Raw genomic sequence first — 15,024 nt, 5'->3', positions numbered from 1 at the left:
AAACTAAATTATGCAATAATAAGATATTGAATATATTATAAGATATGAAGTATAGTTGTTTCATAACTTTTGAGTTCTAAAGACATAAGTTGGAGGGATTTCTAATGAAAAAGAGAAATTTATTTATAGGTTTGACTATTTCACTTATGATATTAACAATAATAATCATGAAATACCTATATATATTTACACCATTTGATTATCCAAAAGGTAATTTGGAAATGTATGGTTATAAATGGTATGATTTTAAGAAACCTATAGATGTAGAATGCTTAAGCTGGTATAGAGATGAGCAAGTGATTTATGTTCCACAGATGAATAATGATAAAGAAACAAAGTACATACTAAATGAGTTTGCCTCATTAAGCCATCTAGAAAATTATACATATGAGCAATATATCGCTGACTTACCTAACGATCGTGGTAAAGAGTATAGAGTTAATTTAAGGTTAGTAAGGCATAGAGACGAAGGTTATGCTGTAGGGAGTATATTACTGCCTTTTAGTTTCTTTGAAAACGATAATAAGGCAAATATTGATGGTGCTAACTTCTTTATAATAACTCAAGATTTTAAGGAACATATAATAAGGACTTATAGCAATGAGTTTGATCTGATAAGTAAATAAGATTAAAGCCTTAAGAAATATTGAGGATTAATTTAGTTAAAAAGGAGGATTAAGAAATGAAGAAGATATTGAATCTCTTTGTAATTTGTTTAGTGAGTTTGTCTTTTGTTTCGTGCACACAATCTGATATAGAAAGTAGTAAAGAAGATTTGCTTATCGGGCACATAAGCATAGAGAGCCATACACTTTACTTAGATGAGATTGAATGGATAACAGATGAAGACAAAGACAGAATTGAAGAATTAGAATTATCTCAACAAAATGATATGCCGAATGGGTACTATATTCATAATCCAAGTACAGATACAGTTTCATTTGAGATAACTGATGAAACGATATACAATTTTATTGACTGGGGTAATGACTTTACTAGCCAAGAAGCTGATAGAAATTATAGTACAACTAATAAAAGTGATTTTATTAAGTATTTGAATACCTATTCCGATGATGCTGCAAAAGTACCTTTTTGGGTAGAGGTTAAAGATGGTTATATAATAAGCATTACTGAGCAATTTGTCAATTAATAACACTAGGTTACTAATTTCATAAATAGGTTTGAAGAATCAAATGAATTTATATAATGCATAGGAGGTAGATTTTGAATGGACATAATATTGAGCGAAGCAATAAGAATAGCGAAACTTGCTGGAACGAAAATTAAGGAATTACGAAAAGCAAAACAATACACTGAATCAGTAAAAAATGGCTATGAACTAGTTACAACCGCAGATTTAGTCTCAAATGATATCATTAAAGCAGAGATTAATAAGATATTTTGTAATCATGAAATTATATCCGAAGAAGATAATGGGAATAAAAATCAATCTTTGCAGCAGCCTACATGGATTATTGACCCTATCGATGGTACTGTTGGATATGCAAACGACCACTATCAAGTTGCTGTATCAATTGCTTATGCAGTTGATTGCAAAGTCCGCTATGGAGTTGTTTATAATCCATTCCTTGATGAGATGTATTATGCTTCAGAAAATTCAGGGGCGTTTCTCAATGGTAATAAGATTAGTGTTAAAGACGTTTCAGAATTAAAAAGTTGTGTGATTGGTACTGGTTTTCCACATAGGAAAGATGATATTCAAGATATAATAAGCAGATTAGGGCGTGTTCTACCTCATATAAGAGATTTGAGAAGATTAGGTTCACCTGCTTTAGATATATGTTGGGTAGCATGTGGAAGAATGCAAGGATTTTATGAGGGGAAATTATCTCCTTGGGATGTTGCTGCTGCAAAATTAATTGCTATTGAAGCTGGAGCTGAGGTAGGCTACTATAAAAAAGAAGATAATTACCCTGTTCTTGAATGTATTAATGGAAACAATATAATCGTATCAAGTCCTAAAGTGTTCGATGAACTGAAACACATTCTCGCATAACTCTCAGTATAATCATAGTATGATATTGTACTACTTCGTCATATTCATATTATGCTCATATAACAACGTTAGTTTAAAACGAGCCTAATATTTAATTGTGAAAAGGTGATATTATGAAGTCAATTGCCAATTACATAACAATGATAAGAATAATTCTATCGCTAACCTTATTTTTTATTGAGCCACTGAGTCAAGCATTTATCATAATATACCTTATTTGTGGAATTAGTGATATCCTCGATGGCTACATAGCAAGAAAGACCAATACCGTAAGTGAAGTTGGAGGAAAGCTTGATTCATTAGCAGATTTGATAATGTTTACAGTATTGATTATTCTATTTTATCCGATAATTCTTATACATTTTAATATAATTGTCTGGATTATAATTGTTACTACGATAAGATTGATATCAATGGTTATAGTATATATAAAATATAGAAAATTTGGTGTGATACATACATATGGAAATAAATTAACTGGCTTTGCTTTGTTTATGTTCCCGCTACTATTAGCATTTAACTTTAACGGATATGTACCTATAATGCTAATTTGCTTGATTGCATGCATCTCTTCAATTGAGGAACTTCTTATTCATTTGACCTCAACCGAATTGAAAATAAATAGAAGAAGTATCTTCGATAATTAGAAAATTTGACTATTAAATTATAGTATGAGATTAAGTTTGTAAATAAAGAAAAGTGAACATAGCGTGTTAAGTTGAAGGATGGAGAATACTTATGCCTTTATTATCTATAGGAGCAGTATGTTTTGTAGTTGGATTAATATTCAAGTTATTACCACCGAAAAAAATAAACTATATTTATGGATGGCGATCAAGGCTGGCAATGAAAAATAAAGAGACATGGGATGAAGCACAGAGATATGGAGCTAACCTACTTATTTTTGGAGGTATAATAGCTGTAGTCTCAGGTTATTTTATAACACTACTATTTCCTAAGATGCATTCAGTTGCTGGGAGTATATGTGCTTTTGTCTTACTAGTTGTTATCTTAATTCTTGGTGAAGTACATTTACGTAAAGTTTTTGATGAGGAAGGTAATAGAAAGAATATCTAATTAAGGGTTATGGTGTAATTTGAGTATGAGATAATGATATTATATTTGGAAGGAGCCGAATAGTTGAGAAAACATACGTTGCAGATATGTATATTTTTATGTGCTCTATTTTTAACAGGCTGCAGTTCTGACGAAGTTATAGATGCTGAAATGTTACTTAGTATGCAAAAAGAGAATGAGTCTTTGATACAGGAAAAAAAAGAGCTTGAAAATCAATTAAAGGAATTATCTAATAGTTATACTGAAATAAAGTTAGCAAATGAACGATTTGTAGAAGAAATAGAAAAATTGGAAGTAAAAATCGACGAAGAAAATAATATTATTTTAGAAATACGAAATGAAAATTTTATAATGCAAGAGCAATTAGCCGCAAAAAACTTAGTTGATAATTATGATAGTGCAGATAATACGGAAAATGAAGATAAATTAGTAAACGAAAAGTGGGAAGCAGTAACTAATGAACGCGTAAAATTGAGACTAGAACCTACTCAGGAGGCAGTGACAATAGATGTGAATTATTTGAATTTACATTTTAGTTCTTTTCTTAAAGGAACCAAACTTATGGTTTTAGGTAGAAGCCCACAGAAGGACAAGTTTAATAATATAGAGAACTATTGGTATTATGTCCAATATTCAAATGGTATAGTGACTCAATATGGCTGGGTATATGGTGAATTTATTCAGGAATTAAATATTGAATCTAATTATGTTAGTGATTTCAAGGAAGAAATCAATTGGCTTATAACTATTGGTGAGTTAAATGATGTTTCGTCGAGTGAAAATTTAGCTGACCTAGAAGAAGAGGTAAACAAACTAATTAAACGTAATGCAGAAGCTATTGATATTTTTAAAACTTCAACACTTATTTTCGATCCAGAACTACCTGATAGTGATGGTGTTAAACTAACTGGACCAGAATATCCAGTTATATCAAATAGATTTAAGTCGTTTGAAGATTTAGAGACTTTTCTTTACAGTACATATGTAAAAGAATATGCTGATCACATGTTATATACCTGGGAACAGGGGAATGAACCTTTGTATTTAAATGTAGATGGGCAGTTATATATTGATTCAACCTATGCAGGTGCTAGAGGTTATTATGTTGATTGGAATAATTACACTATTGAGATATCAAACATTAGTGAAAATCAGGTTGATGTAAAAATATTCTTAGTAAATTATGATCCAGGTTCATATGATTATTTAACTATAGAAGTGAAACTTATTAAGCAAAGTGGGGAATGGTTATTAGAAGAGATGGTATGGTAACTATTTTAATAATTAGTATTCTATACTGATACGCTCGCAACGAGATACTTGAGCTAAATCTTGAGCTAGACAAATAGGCTGGGAAATTAGTAATTCCTATTTGTCCAGCTCAAAGAAGTCTCAAAGACAAAAACATTATAAAATAAGCACTCTAGTTAGGAGCAAGAAATTGGGTTATAATACTTCAATAAGGGCGAAATGTATATGGTCAAATGAGTGGTATCCGCTATCGCAATTTAAGAAGAAGCGCTTTTCAATATCTACAGGTGTGAGTATCTCTTTTACTTTTAATCCTATTTGAGAGAGGGTATCTGGCAATTTTTTTGAGTCAATTCCAGAATTGATCGAATGTCCAGAACGTTCGGCTAATTTTATTAAATGTTGTACATTACTTGTAGTTTGAGAATCATTAAATGCATCTAAATCTAAATAATCGAAAATAATCAAACTGCCTGGAGCAGAAATGGTTGCAATGGATTGTAGAACTGTCAATATAGTTTCGTCTGATAAGTACATTGCTACACCTAACCAACTGAATAGACTCTGAGAATCCGTCTTAAAGTTTGAACCGCTTAATATTGTGTAAAGATTTTCTTTAGTAAAATCGATAGGTAAAAAGCATAAATTATTTGGGGTAGACCATCCTAATTCTTTTATTCGATTAAGTTTGTAAGATTGAGTTTGGGGTTGATCCAGTTCATAAATTTGAAGATTATTTGGTTGAGCAGGTTGTCGAAAGGCGTATGTATCAAGACCGGCACCAAGTATAACGTATTGAATAGACTCATTTTTTATAATGGAGTTTAAACAGTCTTCTGTATATTGGGAACGGCTGAGAGTAATAGGCGAGCTCTGGTTTTTCATAACCCAATCCAATTTCTTATTCTTATCATAAATAGGTACATTAGGATTGAGTAAATTGTATAGATTTGATAAACTATCTCTTAGAAACAAAAATGATTCTTCGCCTAATATATCATAAGCTAAGTAATCATCAAAAATTTTATTGACGCAATTAATTGAATGATATGCACGAGCGAAAGTAGTTATTAATGCTGTTAAATCTGGCTGATTAGTGTTCATTAAAAAACCTCCTAATTTTGATATGGCTGCTAGTTTTTAGCCTATATACAATTTATCATAATTAAGAATGGAATTAAACATAAACTTTTATTATATCATAAATCTCAATAAAAGTCAAGAAAAGCATGATAAATTGTGAGTGTTGTATAAAATTGGTTAGTTGGATTATAAAATACTTACCACAATAACAAAGTATATAGTATAAGTGGGTAAAAAGTTTATATCAATGTAATAAAAAACGAGTTGAAAATTTTACTACACAGAGAGTAGTATGATTGCGATATATTAACACATTAAAAAGGGGAATTAGTATATTATGTTAGATAAATCAATACCATATTATGATGTTATGATGAAAAGACTTAAAGGCAAACAAATAGGTAATAGTGATTTGCATAGTGATTATAAATTTGTTTTATTCAAAGCTGGTGATGAAAAAGAATGGGCAGGAATTGAAACCTCAGTAGGAGAGTTTGATAGAGAAGTAGATGCATTAGTTTATTTTCAGAGAGAATACTTGCCTTATATAAAAGAACTTGAAAGAAGATGCATTTTTATAGAAAACAATGAAGGGCTAAAAGTGGCTACACTTACTATCTGGTGGTGTTATACAGGGTTAAGAAGAGATCCATGGATACATTGGGTAGCTGTTAGACCTGAGTTTCAAGGATTAGGATTAGGCAAAGCTATAGTATCTGAAGGTATGAAAATGCTTATAGATATTGAAGGGGATAGGACAACGTATCTGCATACTCAAACGTGGAGTTATAAGGCTATAGGAATTTATAAGAAAGCTGGATTTGCGATAACACAAGAAAAAGGTCTTGCTGGCTACAATAATGATGATTATGAAAATGCAGTTAATCTACTAGATAAATATATTGAATAAATATGATTTAGCCTATGACTATTGGTTTCATCTGTTTTGGTAGATTCAGATAGATCATACTTTTTAATTGCTAACGTTATAATAGATATGAGGTGATAGTATGTTTAGTACTTTAAGTAATATTGGTAGGGAATTAAATGAAAATGGTATTTTATGGGGTGTTGGTGCATCTGTTTTATTAAATCATTATGGGCTTATTGAAAAACCGAATGATATCGATATTCTAATCAATTTAGATGATATACAAGAAGCAGATATGACTCTTAGGAGTTTAGGAGAAAAAAGGATCTTTGAAAAGACAAGTACCTACTCAACTGAATATTTTTATGAATATATTATTAACGATATTGATATTGATGTAATGGCAGGACTGAGCATAAATCATGAAAAAGGAATATATAGACATGTCTTTGATTGCCAGTCAATCGTAAAGACAGCTAAAATTAATGATATCGATATTCCATTGACATCACTAGAAGATTGGTATGTTATATATCAATTGATTCCCAATAGAAAAGCAAAAGTGAAAATGATAGAAAACTATCTTCATTCTAATGGTGTACAGAAACCTGAATTACTAAAAAGAGCGCTAAAAGGAAATTTACCAAATAATATTAGATTTAATATAAAAAAAATGCTACGAGAAGAGTTGGAACTTTAAAATGAGTTGATTTCTTAAAAAGTATTATATCTGTTTCCTTCACATCAATAACTCATGATATTTGATGTAAATATTAAATGATTAGTTTAGATTGTTACATATAGTATTTGCATAGCAATCATTTGTGTTATTTTGAACTAATTAATAATACAAATAGTAATATCAATTAGTTTTTATGGGGGAAAGAGAAATTTGAAAAAGAAGAAGATAGGAGTAATTATTTTATTGATTGTATTAATATCAACGATTACAACAATAATGGTGTTAGCATCTATACATTCTAAGGAGACAGATATTAAGGATAGCTTTTATAACTCGGTTAATTATGATCCAATTAAAGATTTATTAAGCTTCACCGTGCCTAAAACCATACCAGAAGGCTATAAATTCTATCTTCATATTAGTGGGCTAAGATTCATGGGAGAAAATAATCCTCAATGGGCTTTTCATGTCTTTGATGAGGAAAGTATAAATTATACTTGGGAGCATGGGAAAACTTATAATCATTTTGAGTGCTCAGGCGGGTTTGAGTATATCAGCTTAAATTTTGGCTTATTGGATAAGAATACAAAGAAATTGCTATATAGCTATACAATTACTGTATTTCCTACTGGAACAAAAACTATTGAAAAGGATTAATAGTATTAATATTATATTATATCCATTTAGTATAAAGAATGAATGATATCCAAGAGCAAATTACTAAAGATAAGAAAGGTGGTGTAGTTATTGCCATTTACATTTGCACATCCTTCAGTAGTAATTCCATTGATGAAAAGAAGTAAATATTTTAATGCAACTTCTTTAGTTATTGGTTCAATGGCTCCTGACTTTGAGTATTTTATTCATTTCAAACCATTTGGATTGCATGGTCATACCTTACTGGGGCAGTTATATTTTAATTTACCACTAGTTTTAATAATAACATGCTTATTTCACAATTTGTTAAAAGAAGAAATCATATTTAATTTACCAAAATCATTTTCAACTAAGTATAGTTCTTTTGCTAGACAAAGGTGGAGGATTGGATCATTTAAAGAATTAGTTATTTTTATCTACTCTGCTTTGCTAGGGATGGCAACGCACATTCTATGGGATAGTTTTACGCACGAGGGGGCATATTTTGTGACGGTGTTCTCAGTTTTAAATAAGAGGATTAGTCTTTTAAACTTTAACGTTCCCGTATATAAATTATTACAACATGGAAGTACAATAGTTGGATTAGTGACACTATTACTGATTTTTATATTTTGGAGAAATGATAGTGCCTATATTGATTCAGCAGAACGAGATAGATGTTCAAAACTATTTTTTTGGTGCAGTAATATTATTTTAAGTGGGTTGATCTTCATCATGTTTATTATAGTATGGAATGATTTTTCTATAGGTAGACTTATAATTACAGGTATAAATAGTTGTTTTATCAGTATTTGTATAATATCATTAAGATATAAGATTAATAAAAAATCGTTCATTTTATCGAAGAAATAGAAGAAGTATCAAGGAAACTGAAGAGAAATATTGTTTATAATAGGGGGTACTATGAAAAAAAGAAGTCAGGAAGTAACAGAGTATATTGCAAAATATGATTCAGAAAAGATAAAACGATTAGAAATAATTCGAACATTAATTCACGATAGCGTTTCAGAGATTGATGAAAAAATGTGGACAAAAGTTCCTTGTTTTTATACTGATGACTTTTCGATCGTAATTCGTGTTTTTGGTGACCATATGAACTTCATTGCAGATACAGTAGTTCAGTATAAAGATGAATTGTTAGACTATAAAATAACACCAAAAGGGATGCTGCAGATATTTGATAATCAAGAATTGCCACTGGATACTTTGAAAAAAATAATCTGTTCATGTCATCAATCTAACTAATAGTGCAGGGGGAAATATGAACAATAACATTGATGTAATATTTTTTGATTTATTTTATACACTTACAAATCCTCAATATTCTAATGAGAGTAATGAGTATGATGTTTTAGGAATCACTCAGATAGAATGGGAAAAGTACTCAGAAGATATTGAGTTATATAATGAGAGAGCTGTAGGTAAAGTAAGAAACTCAAGAAAAATAATAGAAAGAATCCTTGATAGTATAGGCATTAACCTTGATGAATATAAAATACAATTAATTCAGAATTTAAGAGAAGAACGATTCAAAGGAGCTATCATGAATATAGAGGATACAATACTTGACGTACTTTTGTATCTAAAAGATAAAGGAAAAAGGCTATGCATAATAAGCAATGCAGATATTATTGATGTCATGTTTTGGAAAGAGTCTCCACTGGATTACATTTTTGAAACTGCAATATTTTCATACGAAGTTGGGTATTTAAAACCACATCCAAAAATCTATGAAATTGCATTAGATAAGATGAATGTTAAGCCAGAAAATTGTATGTTCATAGGAGATGGTGGCTCAGAAGAACTTAGTGGAGCAAAGAATATGGGGATGAAGACAATACAGGCAGGACATTTTATTAAAAGAGACATAGAGCAGTTGAATACATTTAATGAATATGCTGATTACTACATAGAAAATTTTGAAGAGATAAAAAACATTTTATAGATAGGTGTGAGATTTATATATAAAGTAGATCAGAAAAATATGGGTAAAATAGTATCGTTATTTGAAAATTGGAATGAAACACTTATATGGTCTTGTTTAGAAGGCTATATGGGGAATGCATGGGCTGATAGTATTGAGCATCCACAGTCAGCTCAGATCATTATTGGAGACTTTTGCTTTTTTGGTGGTGTTCCAAATAAAGATCTAGTAAAAAATTTTCCTAGTAAGTATACACCAGAATGTATATTAGTTATACCACAGAATGAAGAGTGGGAGACGTTAATTGAATCTGTACATAAGGATAATCTGAAGAAGTTTATGCGTTATGCTATAAAAAAAGAAGATAATGTATTTGATAAAGAGCTCTTAGTTTCTAATATTCAACAACTATCTGATTCATATCAAATTAGAAAAATAGATGAACAGATTTATAGTATGGTTAAGTCTGAAGAGTGGTCTGAATCATTATGTTCTAATTTTGCCACATATGATGACTTTAACAATATTGGAGTAGGGTATGTCATAGTGCATGATGAACAGGTAGTTTGCGGTGCATCATCATATACAGTATATAGTAAAGGAATCGAAATTGAGATCGATACAAAAAAGGAGTATCGTAGGAAAGGATTGGCATATATCTGTGCGTCGAAGTTAATCTTGGATTGCTTAGATAAAGGGTTATATCCAAGTTGGGATGCAGCTAATAGAGAATCTGTATCTTTAGCCGAAAAGTTAGGATATCATTTTGATAAAGAGTATGTAACGTATTCTTTAGTTATCAAATAATAGATAATATATCTCAGTTATTAAAATAAAGAAAATTTTAATCTACAAGAGAGAAGGGAGATATGGCCAATGCCTTTTGCTATGACGCACCTTCATATAGCATACAATATTTTGACTAGTACACCGCAAATAAAAAATCCTTATGATTTTTTATTGGGTTCTATAGCACCTGATTCAGTCCATTTTAGAGATAACTATAATAGTAACATGAAATTTGATAGTCATCTGTGTATTGGTAATGAAAGATGGGGTAGAGTTACAAATAATACTGAATGGTTAGAAAATGTATTAAGCTTTTTAAGTAAATATAGCGATACTGAAGCAGTTGATTTCATCTATGGGTATTGCTGCCACATACTTGCGGATATACAAAATAATATAAAAGTATGGATGCCATTCTTCTCAAAGAATAAGGAAAAGTTAAAAAACGGTATGGGGAGTCTCTATCACCAAGAATCTTTTGCTATTGATTATGAGTTATATTTATTCCCGAACCGAGAAATAATGTGGAGTATGTTGAAAGAATCCACGGCGTATGATATACCTGGTTTTGTTAATAGCCATGAGGTCAATGAAATGAAACAGTCTCTATTAAACGATCAATTTACAGATAGAGAAACGATAGATGTAACCCATAATAAATATGTAACACTTTTAAATATACAGGAATTTATATCTGAAGAGTCACTGTACATAAAAAATATATTATATAGTAAATAGAGTATTAGCCTATAATGTAAAGAAGAAATAGAGGGATACTTATGAAAGAAGATATTATAAAAAGCTTTAATAGAATTGCTTTATTAGAGGATAATTGGGATCATAATCAACACTATAAAAAATTACTAATTAAAGAAGTAGACAATATAAAAGGAATAGGTTTGGATATAGGCTGTGGAACTGGTGAATTTACTGAAAAATTCGCTAATAAAGTTTCGATGGTTTATGGTATTGATCTATCTCCCATAATGATTGAAGAAGCAAAAAAGAGACATTCAAGTAAGAATATCAAATATGTAGTGCAAGATTTTGATGAACTAGATGAAGAAATAAGATATGATTATATTGTTAGCATTGCGACATTTCATCATCTAGAATTACAGTCTGCTTTACCAAAAGTAAAAAGATTATTAAAGGATAATGGCGTATTAATTGTACTAGATTTGTATGAAAGAAAAGGATTAATCGATAGTATCCTAGATTTTATAGCAGTTCCTACTAACTTAATAGTTAAAAGAATTAAATGTGGCAGATTTAAAGACAATAGAGAAGAAATAGAGGCATGGGAAGAACATAGTCATATTGATAACTATATGGAATATGGTGTACTTAAGAAAATTTATCGACAATATTTAAGCGGGAATATAAAAATAAAAAGACTTTTGTACTGGCGGTATCTTATGGTATATAGAAAAGAAGGATAAGCTAAAAAATGAGAAACATCTTCTAACTTTTAGCTGATAAGGCTATTAATGGAGGCAATTATGATGTATACTAGATGTAGCAATAAATCAATACAAGACTTTACTAAAATTAATACGTATTAGATTATAAGATTTAAATGAATTGAGACAAAAAAAGTAAATATAATTTGACATTAAAGAGATAGATTAATGACCACAATGTATAGCAAACTAAGTGGTTATTTTTTATAGTGTAGAAAGTACTGCGTTTTGCTCGCAAGGAACCATACTTTCTTGCACATACTTGAAGCGTGACGTTAGTCACTTCTCTTGTAGGGTAGAGCTTATAAGATCATATTAAAGATGTAAACGGGGGGAGTTCTATGATTGCAATATGGAATCAAAAAGAGATCTATATGGGTTATTCAATGAAAGATTATGACGAAATTATCAGTAAATTAGGTTTGAATGGTATAAAATTCAAGACAAAAGTAATTAATAGGAATAATTCTGTAGTCCTAGGTTCATTTAGATGTAAAACTCGTACTTGTGCACAAAACTTAGAATATACATATCAATATTATATTTATGTACATAAAGATAACTATGAATTAGCATGTAGAATTGTTAAGTAAAGATAAATGAGCATTAAAGTTACTAAAGGGGATTATTCTAATGAAATATGTCAAAAAATTCAGCCTACTGATAATAACTTAAGTCATGAACTTTTGGCAAAGAGGTGGAAAAAACTAAAAGAGCCATCTGGCTTAGGAGTTGCCACATTATTTTTATATTGAAGGAGGGTCAACATGGAAACAAATAGGTTATCTATTAGAAGGTTTTTGCCAAATGATGGGGAAGATCTAAAAGAATATACTATCTACAAGGAAAGTACGGGTTTTGATGCTTGGGAAAAATGGCCAACTGATTCAGAGGGGTGTCGTAGCGTAGCAGAATTTTTTGCTGGAAACGATAAGTATTGGGCTGTGTGTAGAAAAGTTGATGGCAAAATGATTGGTTTTATTTCATTCAATAATATAAATGAAGATAAACATCTTGATTTAGGTCATGGGTTTACATTAGCCCATAATCAGGACGATGAAGATATTGAAGCCTTAGAATTAATGATTCAATATGCATTTAACAACTTTGATATAGTAGCTATTGATACGCATAATGTTTTGGAATGGAAAGAGCAAGTTGCTCCGCTATTCAAACTTGGATTAAAAGAAATTGATGATAGAATGCAAATTACTAAAGAAGAATGGAATAAGCGTATATTATGAGCTTAGTATGCTGACAACCAAATTAGTAGGGAGATGCTATAATGATTGAAATTAGAAATTTGACAAAAGACGATGCTGTTCAAATATCAAAAGCATTCGTAGAACAAGGGTGGAATAAACCAATTGAGCAATATATTAATTATTATGAAGAGCAAGAATTGGGTAAGAGATATATTTTAGTAGCTGAATATAATAATGAATTTGCTGGATATATAACTATTGTGTGGAATTCGGATTATATCGTATTTAAAAAAAGAAATCTACCAGAATTAATGGATTTTAATGTATTAGAAAAATTCCAAAGAAAAGGTATTGGCAGGAAGCTTCTACTAATAGCTGAAGAAGTAGTTAAGAAAAAAAGTAAAGAAGTTGGTATTAGAGTCGGTGTTTTGAAAGGGTATGGGCAAGCTCAAAGACTTTATGTGAAATTAGGATATATCCCAGATGGAGAAGGTATTTCAAAAGATAATCATTTCTATAAGTATTTTGAGAAAACTGAAATAGATGATGATTTAGCAATAGGTTTTACTAAAGTTTTATAGGAAGTATCTTGTACATAAAGCAATTGATCAAGCATGAAAGGATACATAATAAAACTTTACGACTTAGATCCAGATAGTATGTACAGCTGGCATTATCATAAAGTTGAAGCACTACAAAAAAACTAGAATGATAATAATAAAAGTTAGTATGTTATAAAATTATAAAAGGAGAAATTATGAGACGTGTTTTAAAAGTTTTTATAATAGTATGTTCATTATTTGTTCTATCCGCCTGTGAGAGCAACGATAATAATGCTGCTAGACTAGAACTCTATATTCTAAGACATGTTAAGGGAACTCACAATTTTATAATTGATGAAAAACCTATATTTACTGGTGAAGATATTTTGAATTATGAGTGGGATACCCATACCATTACTTTTAAAGATGAGTTGATTTCATCACGTGAAATTAATGAAAAGGAAGATGATCTATTCATGGGTGGTTCTAAAATTCTTGGTATCTATTATCCTGACCAATTTGCATTATATTTGGATGGTCAAGAATTATACAGAGGTTATATGAGACCGCAAATGCATGTATCATTCATGCCAATGGGACCAACCATTTCAAATTCTGAAAATGGAATAATGATTAGTTGTCTAGATCAAAATGAGGACACTCGGAATAACGATAGTTTACATGAAATGCTTAAGAATAGTGGCTTATTGAGATAAACAGTTTATCGTTGAAGATTATGATATACCTCTTAAAAGTAATGTATGAGGCTGACTGAGTCCATATGAAATTAAGTGATAATGATGTTGACGGATGGGGGGGATTCAAATGGGTAGAGTATGCATTATTAGGCATGGTGAAACTGAATGGAATAAACTTACTAAATTACAGGGCAGAGAAGATATAGATCTCAACGAAACTGGACTAGAGCAAGCTAGAATGGTTGGTGAACACCTGAAGCAGTATGATTGGGATCATATCATTTCTAGTCCATTAAAAAGAGCTCAGAGTACTGCGACCATTATAGCTAGAACTATTGGAATAGAAGAGGTTATTCTAGAAGAAAACCTGATTGAACGTGATTATGGTGAAGCCTCTGGAATGACTCTGAAAGAGAGGCTAATAAAGTATCCTGATAGGGATTATGATAATATGGAAGATTGGTTTCATCTGAGAGATAGAGTACATAAAGTAGTTCTGGAGTTAGCTCAAAAATATGAAGATAAAAACATACTAATTGTTTCCCATGGTGGTGCAATTAATTCGCTATTATATACGCTGTCAAATGGACAATATGGGTCAGGAATTACTAAATTACATATGGGAAGTATTAATATGTTGCAGCATAAGGATGAAAAACTGAAAGTTGATTATTATAATCGTAAGATATATTAAGATATCCATATACTAGAACTTTAAGCCTGGAATCTACAAGAAAAAACAAGTAAATAACTATTATCAATACG

The 15,024-nt window shown here is 30.4% G+C and carries 21 protein-coding genes; 20 read left to right on the top strand and 1 reads right to left on the bottom strand.

The annotated features are described in order from the left end of the window. The first annotated feature begins 104 nt into the window (after positions 1–104). The 6 genes from C1Y58_RS12460 (at position 105) to C1Y58_RS12435 (ending at position 4,366) form a co-directional block, all read left to right on the top strand. Positions 105–626: a hypothetical protein gene (locus C1Y58_RS12460; protein WP_105616371.1), complete on the top strand. Its 522-nt coding sequence runs from the start codon at positions 105–107 to the stop codon at positions 624–626. A 56-nt stretch (positions 627–682) separates the two neighbouring features. After that, positions 683–1,150, top strand: a complete 468-nt coding sequence (locus C1Y58_RS12455) for a hypothetical protein (protein ID WP_105616370.1) — start codon at positions 683–685, stop codon at positions 1,148–1,150. A 78-nt stretch (positions 1,151–1,228) separates the two neighbouring features. Continuing rightward, a complete protein-coding gene (locus C1Y58_RS12450; RefSeq protein ID WP_105616369.1) occupies positions 1,229–2,017 on the top strand; it encodes an inositol monophosphatase family protein in 789 nt (262 codons plus the stop codon). Positions 2,018–2,130: 113 nt separating this feature from the next. Then, positions 2,131–2,664: a CDP-alcohol phosphatidyltransferase family protein gene (locus tag C1Y58_RS12445; RefSeq protein ID WP_105616368.1), complete on the top strand. Its 534-nt coding sequence runs from the start codon at positions 2,131–2,133 to the stop codon at positions 2,662–2,664. Positions 2,665–2,755: 91 nt separating this feature from the next. Beyond that, entirely contained in the window at positions 2,756–3,094 is a 339-nt protein-coding gene (locus tag C1Y58_RS12440; RefSeq protein ID WP_105616367.1) for an SdpI family protein, read from the top strand. A 63-nt stretch (positions 3,095–3,157) separates the two neighbouring features. Then, positions 3,158–4,366, top strand: a complete 1,209-nt coding sequence (locus C1Y58_RS12435; RefSeq protein ID WP_105616366.1) for a hypothetical protein — start codon at positions 3,158–3,160, stop codon at positions 4,364–4,366. A 174-nt stretch (positions 4,367–4,540) separates the two neighbouring features. On the opposite strand, the gene C1Y58_RS12430 is transcribed toward C1Y58_RS12435, so the two are convergent. Continuing rightward, positions 4,541–5,449, bottom strand: a complete 909-nt coding sequence (locus C1Y58_RS12430; RefSeq protein ID WP_105616365.1) for a class I SAM-dependent methyltransferase — start codon at positions 5,447–5,449, stop codon at positions 4,541–4,543. Positions 5,450–5,765: 316 nt separating this feature from the next. Between C1Y58_RS12430 and C1Y58_RS12425 the strand changes: the two genes are divergently transcribed. From C1Y58_RS12425 to C1Y58_RS12360, 14 genes are all read left to right on the top strand, one after another. Next, on the top strand, positions 5,766–6,338 hold the full coding sequence (locus C1Y58_RS12425; RefSeq protein WP_105616364.1) for a GNAT family N-acetyltransferase: 573 nt from the start codon (positions 5,766–5,768) through the stop codon (positions 6,336–6,338). Between the two features lie 100 nt (positions 6,339–6,438). Continuing rightward, positions 6,439–6,999, top strand: a complete 561-nt coding sequence (locus C1Y58_RS12420) for a nucleotidyltransferase family protein (protein ID WP_105616363.1) — start codon at positions 6,439–6,441, stop codon at positions 6,997–6,999. Between the two features lie 192 nt (positions 7,000–7,191). Continuing rightward, positions 7,192–7,638 carry a Csa1 family protein gene (locus C1Y58_RS12415; protein WP_105616362.1) on the top strand — a complete coding sequence of 149 codons (447 nt, stop codon included), beginning with the start codon at positions 7,192–7,194 and terminating at the stop codon, positions 7,636–7,638. 90 nt (positions 7,639–7,728) lie between these two features. Beyond that, complete coding sequence (locus C1Y58_RS12410) at positions 7,729–8,490, top strand: DUF4184 family protein (protein WP_105616361.1); 762 nt, start codon at positions 7,729–7,731, stop codon at positions 8,488–8,490. A gap of 51 nt (positions 8,491–8,541) precedes the next feature. Further along, entirely contained in the window at positions 8,542–8,883 is a 342-nt protein-coding gene (locus C1Y58_RS12405; protein ID WP_105616360.1) for a DUF1801 domain-containing protein, read from the top strand. A gap of 16 nt (positions 8,884–8,899) precedes the next feature. After that, positions 8,900–9,583 carry an HAD family hydrolase gene (locus C1Y58_RS12400; RefSeq protein ID WP_105616359.1) on the top strand — a complete coding sequence of 228 codons (684 nt, stop codon included), beginning with the start codon at positions 8,900–8,902 and terminating at the stop codon, positions 9,581–9,583. Between the two features lie 39 nt (positions 9,584–9,622). Then, positions 9,623–10,369 carry a GNAT family N-acetyltransferase gene (locus C1Y58_RS12395; RefSeq protein ID WP_105616358.1) on the top strand — a complete coding sequence of 249 codons (747 nt, stop codon included), beginning with the start codon at positions 9,623–9,625 and terminating at the stop codon, positions 10,367–10,369. Positions 10,370–10,438: 69 nt separating this feature from the next. Further along, positions 10,439–11,089, top strand: coding sequence for a zinc dependent phospholipase C family protein (locus tag C1Y58_RS12390; protein ID WP_105616357.1), 651 nt, complete (start codon positions 10,439–10,441; stop codon positions 11,087–11,089). A 41-nt stretch (positions 11,090–11,130) separates the two neighbouring features. Further along, complete coding sequence (locus tag C1Y58_RS12385; protein ID WP_105616356.1) at positions 11,131–11,793, top strand: class I SAM-dependent methyltransferase; 663 nt, start codon at positions 11,131–11,133, stop codon at positions 11,791–11,793. A gap of 362 nt (positions 11,794–12,155) precedes the next feature. Continuing rightward, entirely contained in the window at positions 12,156–12,407 is a 252-nt protein-coding gene (locus C1Y58_RS12380; RefSeq protein WP_105616355.1) for a hypothetical protein, read from the top strand. A gap of 174 nt (positions 12,408–12,581) precedes the next feature. Beyond that, entirely contained in the window at positions 12,582–13,058 is a 477-nt protein-coding gene (locus C1Y58_RS12375) for a GNAT family N-acetyltransferase (protein ID WP_105616354.1), read from the top strand. Positions 13,059–13,099: 41 nt separating this feature from the next. Beyond that, a complete protein-coding gene (locus C1Y58_RS12370) occupies positions 13,100–13,600 on the top strand; it encodes a GNAT family N-acetyltransferase (protein WP_207655743.1) in 501 nt (166 codons plus the stop codon). Between the two features lie 176 nt (positions 13,601–13,776). Beyond that, positions 13,777–14,277, top strand: coding sequence for a hypothetical protein (locus tag C1Y58_RS12365; RefSeq protein ID WP_105616352.1), 501 nt, complete (start codon positions 13,777–13,779; stop codon positions 14,275–14,277). Between the two features lie 109 nt (positions 14,278–14,386). Beyond that, positions 14,387–14,953 (top strand): histidine phosphatase family protein, encoded by a 567-nt coding sequence (locus C1Y58_RS12360; RefSeq protein WP_157950068.1) that lies wholly within the window; start codon positions 14,387–14,389, stop codon positions 14,951–14,953. Positions 14,954–15,024: the final 71 nt, after the last annotated feature.

Origin of the sequence: Vallitalea okinawensis (genome assembly GCF_002964605.1) — a bacterium.
Classification (GTDB): Bacteria; Bacillota; Clostridia; order Lachnospirales; family PQDH01; genus Vallitalea_A; species Vallitalea_A okinawensis.
This window is presented reverse-complemented; position numbering and strand designations above follow the sequence as displayed.

Coding starts and splice junctions, on each gene's coding strand:
- C1Y58_RS12460 (WP_105616371.1), top strand. CDS start 105: ATGAAAAAGAGAAATTTATTTATAGGTTTGACTATTTCACTTATGATA.
- C1Y58_RS12455 (WP_105616370.1), top strand. CDS start 683: ATGAAGAAGATATTGAATCTCTTTGTAATTTGTTTAGTGAGTTTGTCT.
- C1Y58_RS12450 (WP_105616369.1), top strand. CDS start 1,229: ATGGACATAATATTGAGCGAAGCAATAAGAATAGCGAAACTTGCTGGA.
- C1Y58_RS12445 (WP_105616368.1), top strand. CDS start 2,131: ATGAAGTCAATTGCCAATTACATAACAATGATAAGAATAATTCTATCG.
- C1Y58_RS12440 (WP_105616367.1), top strand. CDS start 2,756: ATGCCTTTATTATCTATAGGAGCAGTATGTTTTGTAGTTGGATTAATA.
- C1Y58_RS12430 (WP_105616365.1), bottom strand. CDS start 5,449: ATGAACACTAATCAGCCAGATTTAACAGCATTAATAACTACTTTCGCT.
- C1Y58_RS12425 (WP_105616364.1), top strand. CDS start 5,766: ATGTTAGATAAATCAATACCATATTATGATGTTATGATGAAAAGACTT.
- C1Y58_RS12420 (WP_105616363.1), top strand. CDS start 6,439: ATGTTTAGTACTTTAAGTAATATTGGTAGGGAATTAAATGAAAATGGT.
- C1Y58_RS12405 (WP_105616360.1), top strand. CDS start 8,542: ATGAAAAAAAGAAGTCAGGAAGTAACAGAGTATATTGCAAAATATGAT.
- C1Y58_RS12400 (WP_105616359.1), top strand. CDS start 8,900: ATGAACAATAACATTGATGTAATATTTTTTGATTTATTTTATACACTT.
- C1Y58_RS12395 (WP_105616358.1), top strand. CDS start 9,623: ATGGGTAAAATAGTATCGTTATTTGAAAATTGGAATGAAACACTTATA.
- C1Y58_RS12390 (WP_105616357.1), top strand. CDS start 10,439: ATGCCTTTTGCTATGACGCACCTTCATATAGCATACAATATTTTGACT.
- C1Y58_RS12385 (WP_105616356.1), top strand. CDS start 11,131: ATGAAAGAAGATATTATAAAAAGCTTTAATAGAATTGCTTTATTAGAG.
- C1Y58_RS12380 (WP_105616355.1), top strand. CDS start 12,156: ATGATTGCAATATGGAATCAAAAAGAGATCTATATGGGTTATTCAATG.
- C1Y58_RS12375 (WP_105616354.1), top strand. CDS start 12,582: ATGGAAACAAATAGGTTATCTATTAGAAGGTTTTTGCCAAATGATGGG.
- C1Y58_RS12370 (WP_207655743.1), top strand. CDS start 13,100: ATGATTGAAATTAGAAATTTGACAAAAGACGATGCTGTTCAAATATCA.
- C1Y58_RS12365 (WP_105616352.1), top strand. CDS start 13,777: ATGAGACGTGTTTTAAAAGTTTTTATAATAGTATGTTCATTATTTGTT.
- C1Y58_RS12360 (WP_157950068.1), top strand. CDS start 14,387: ATGGGTAGAGTATGCATTATTAGGCATGGTGAAACTGAATGGAATAAA.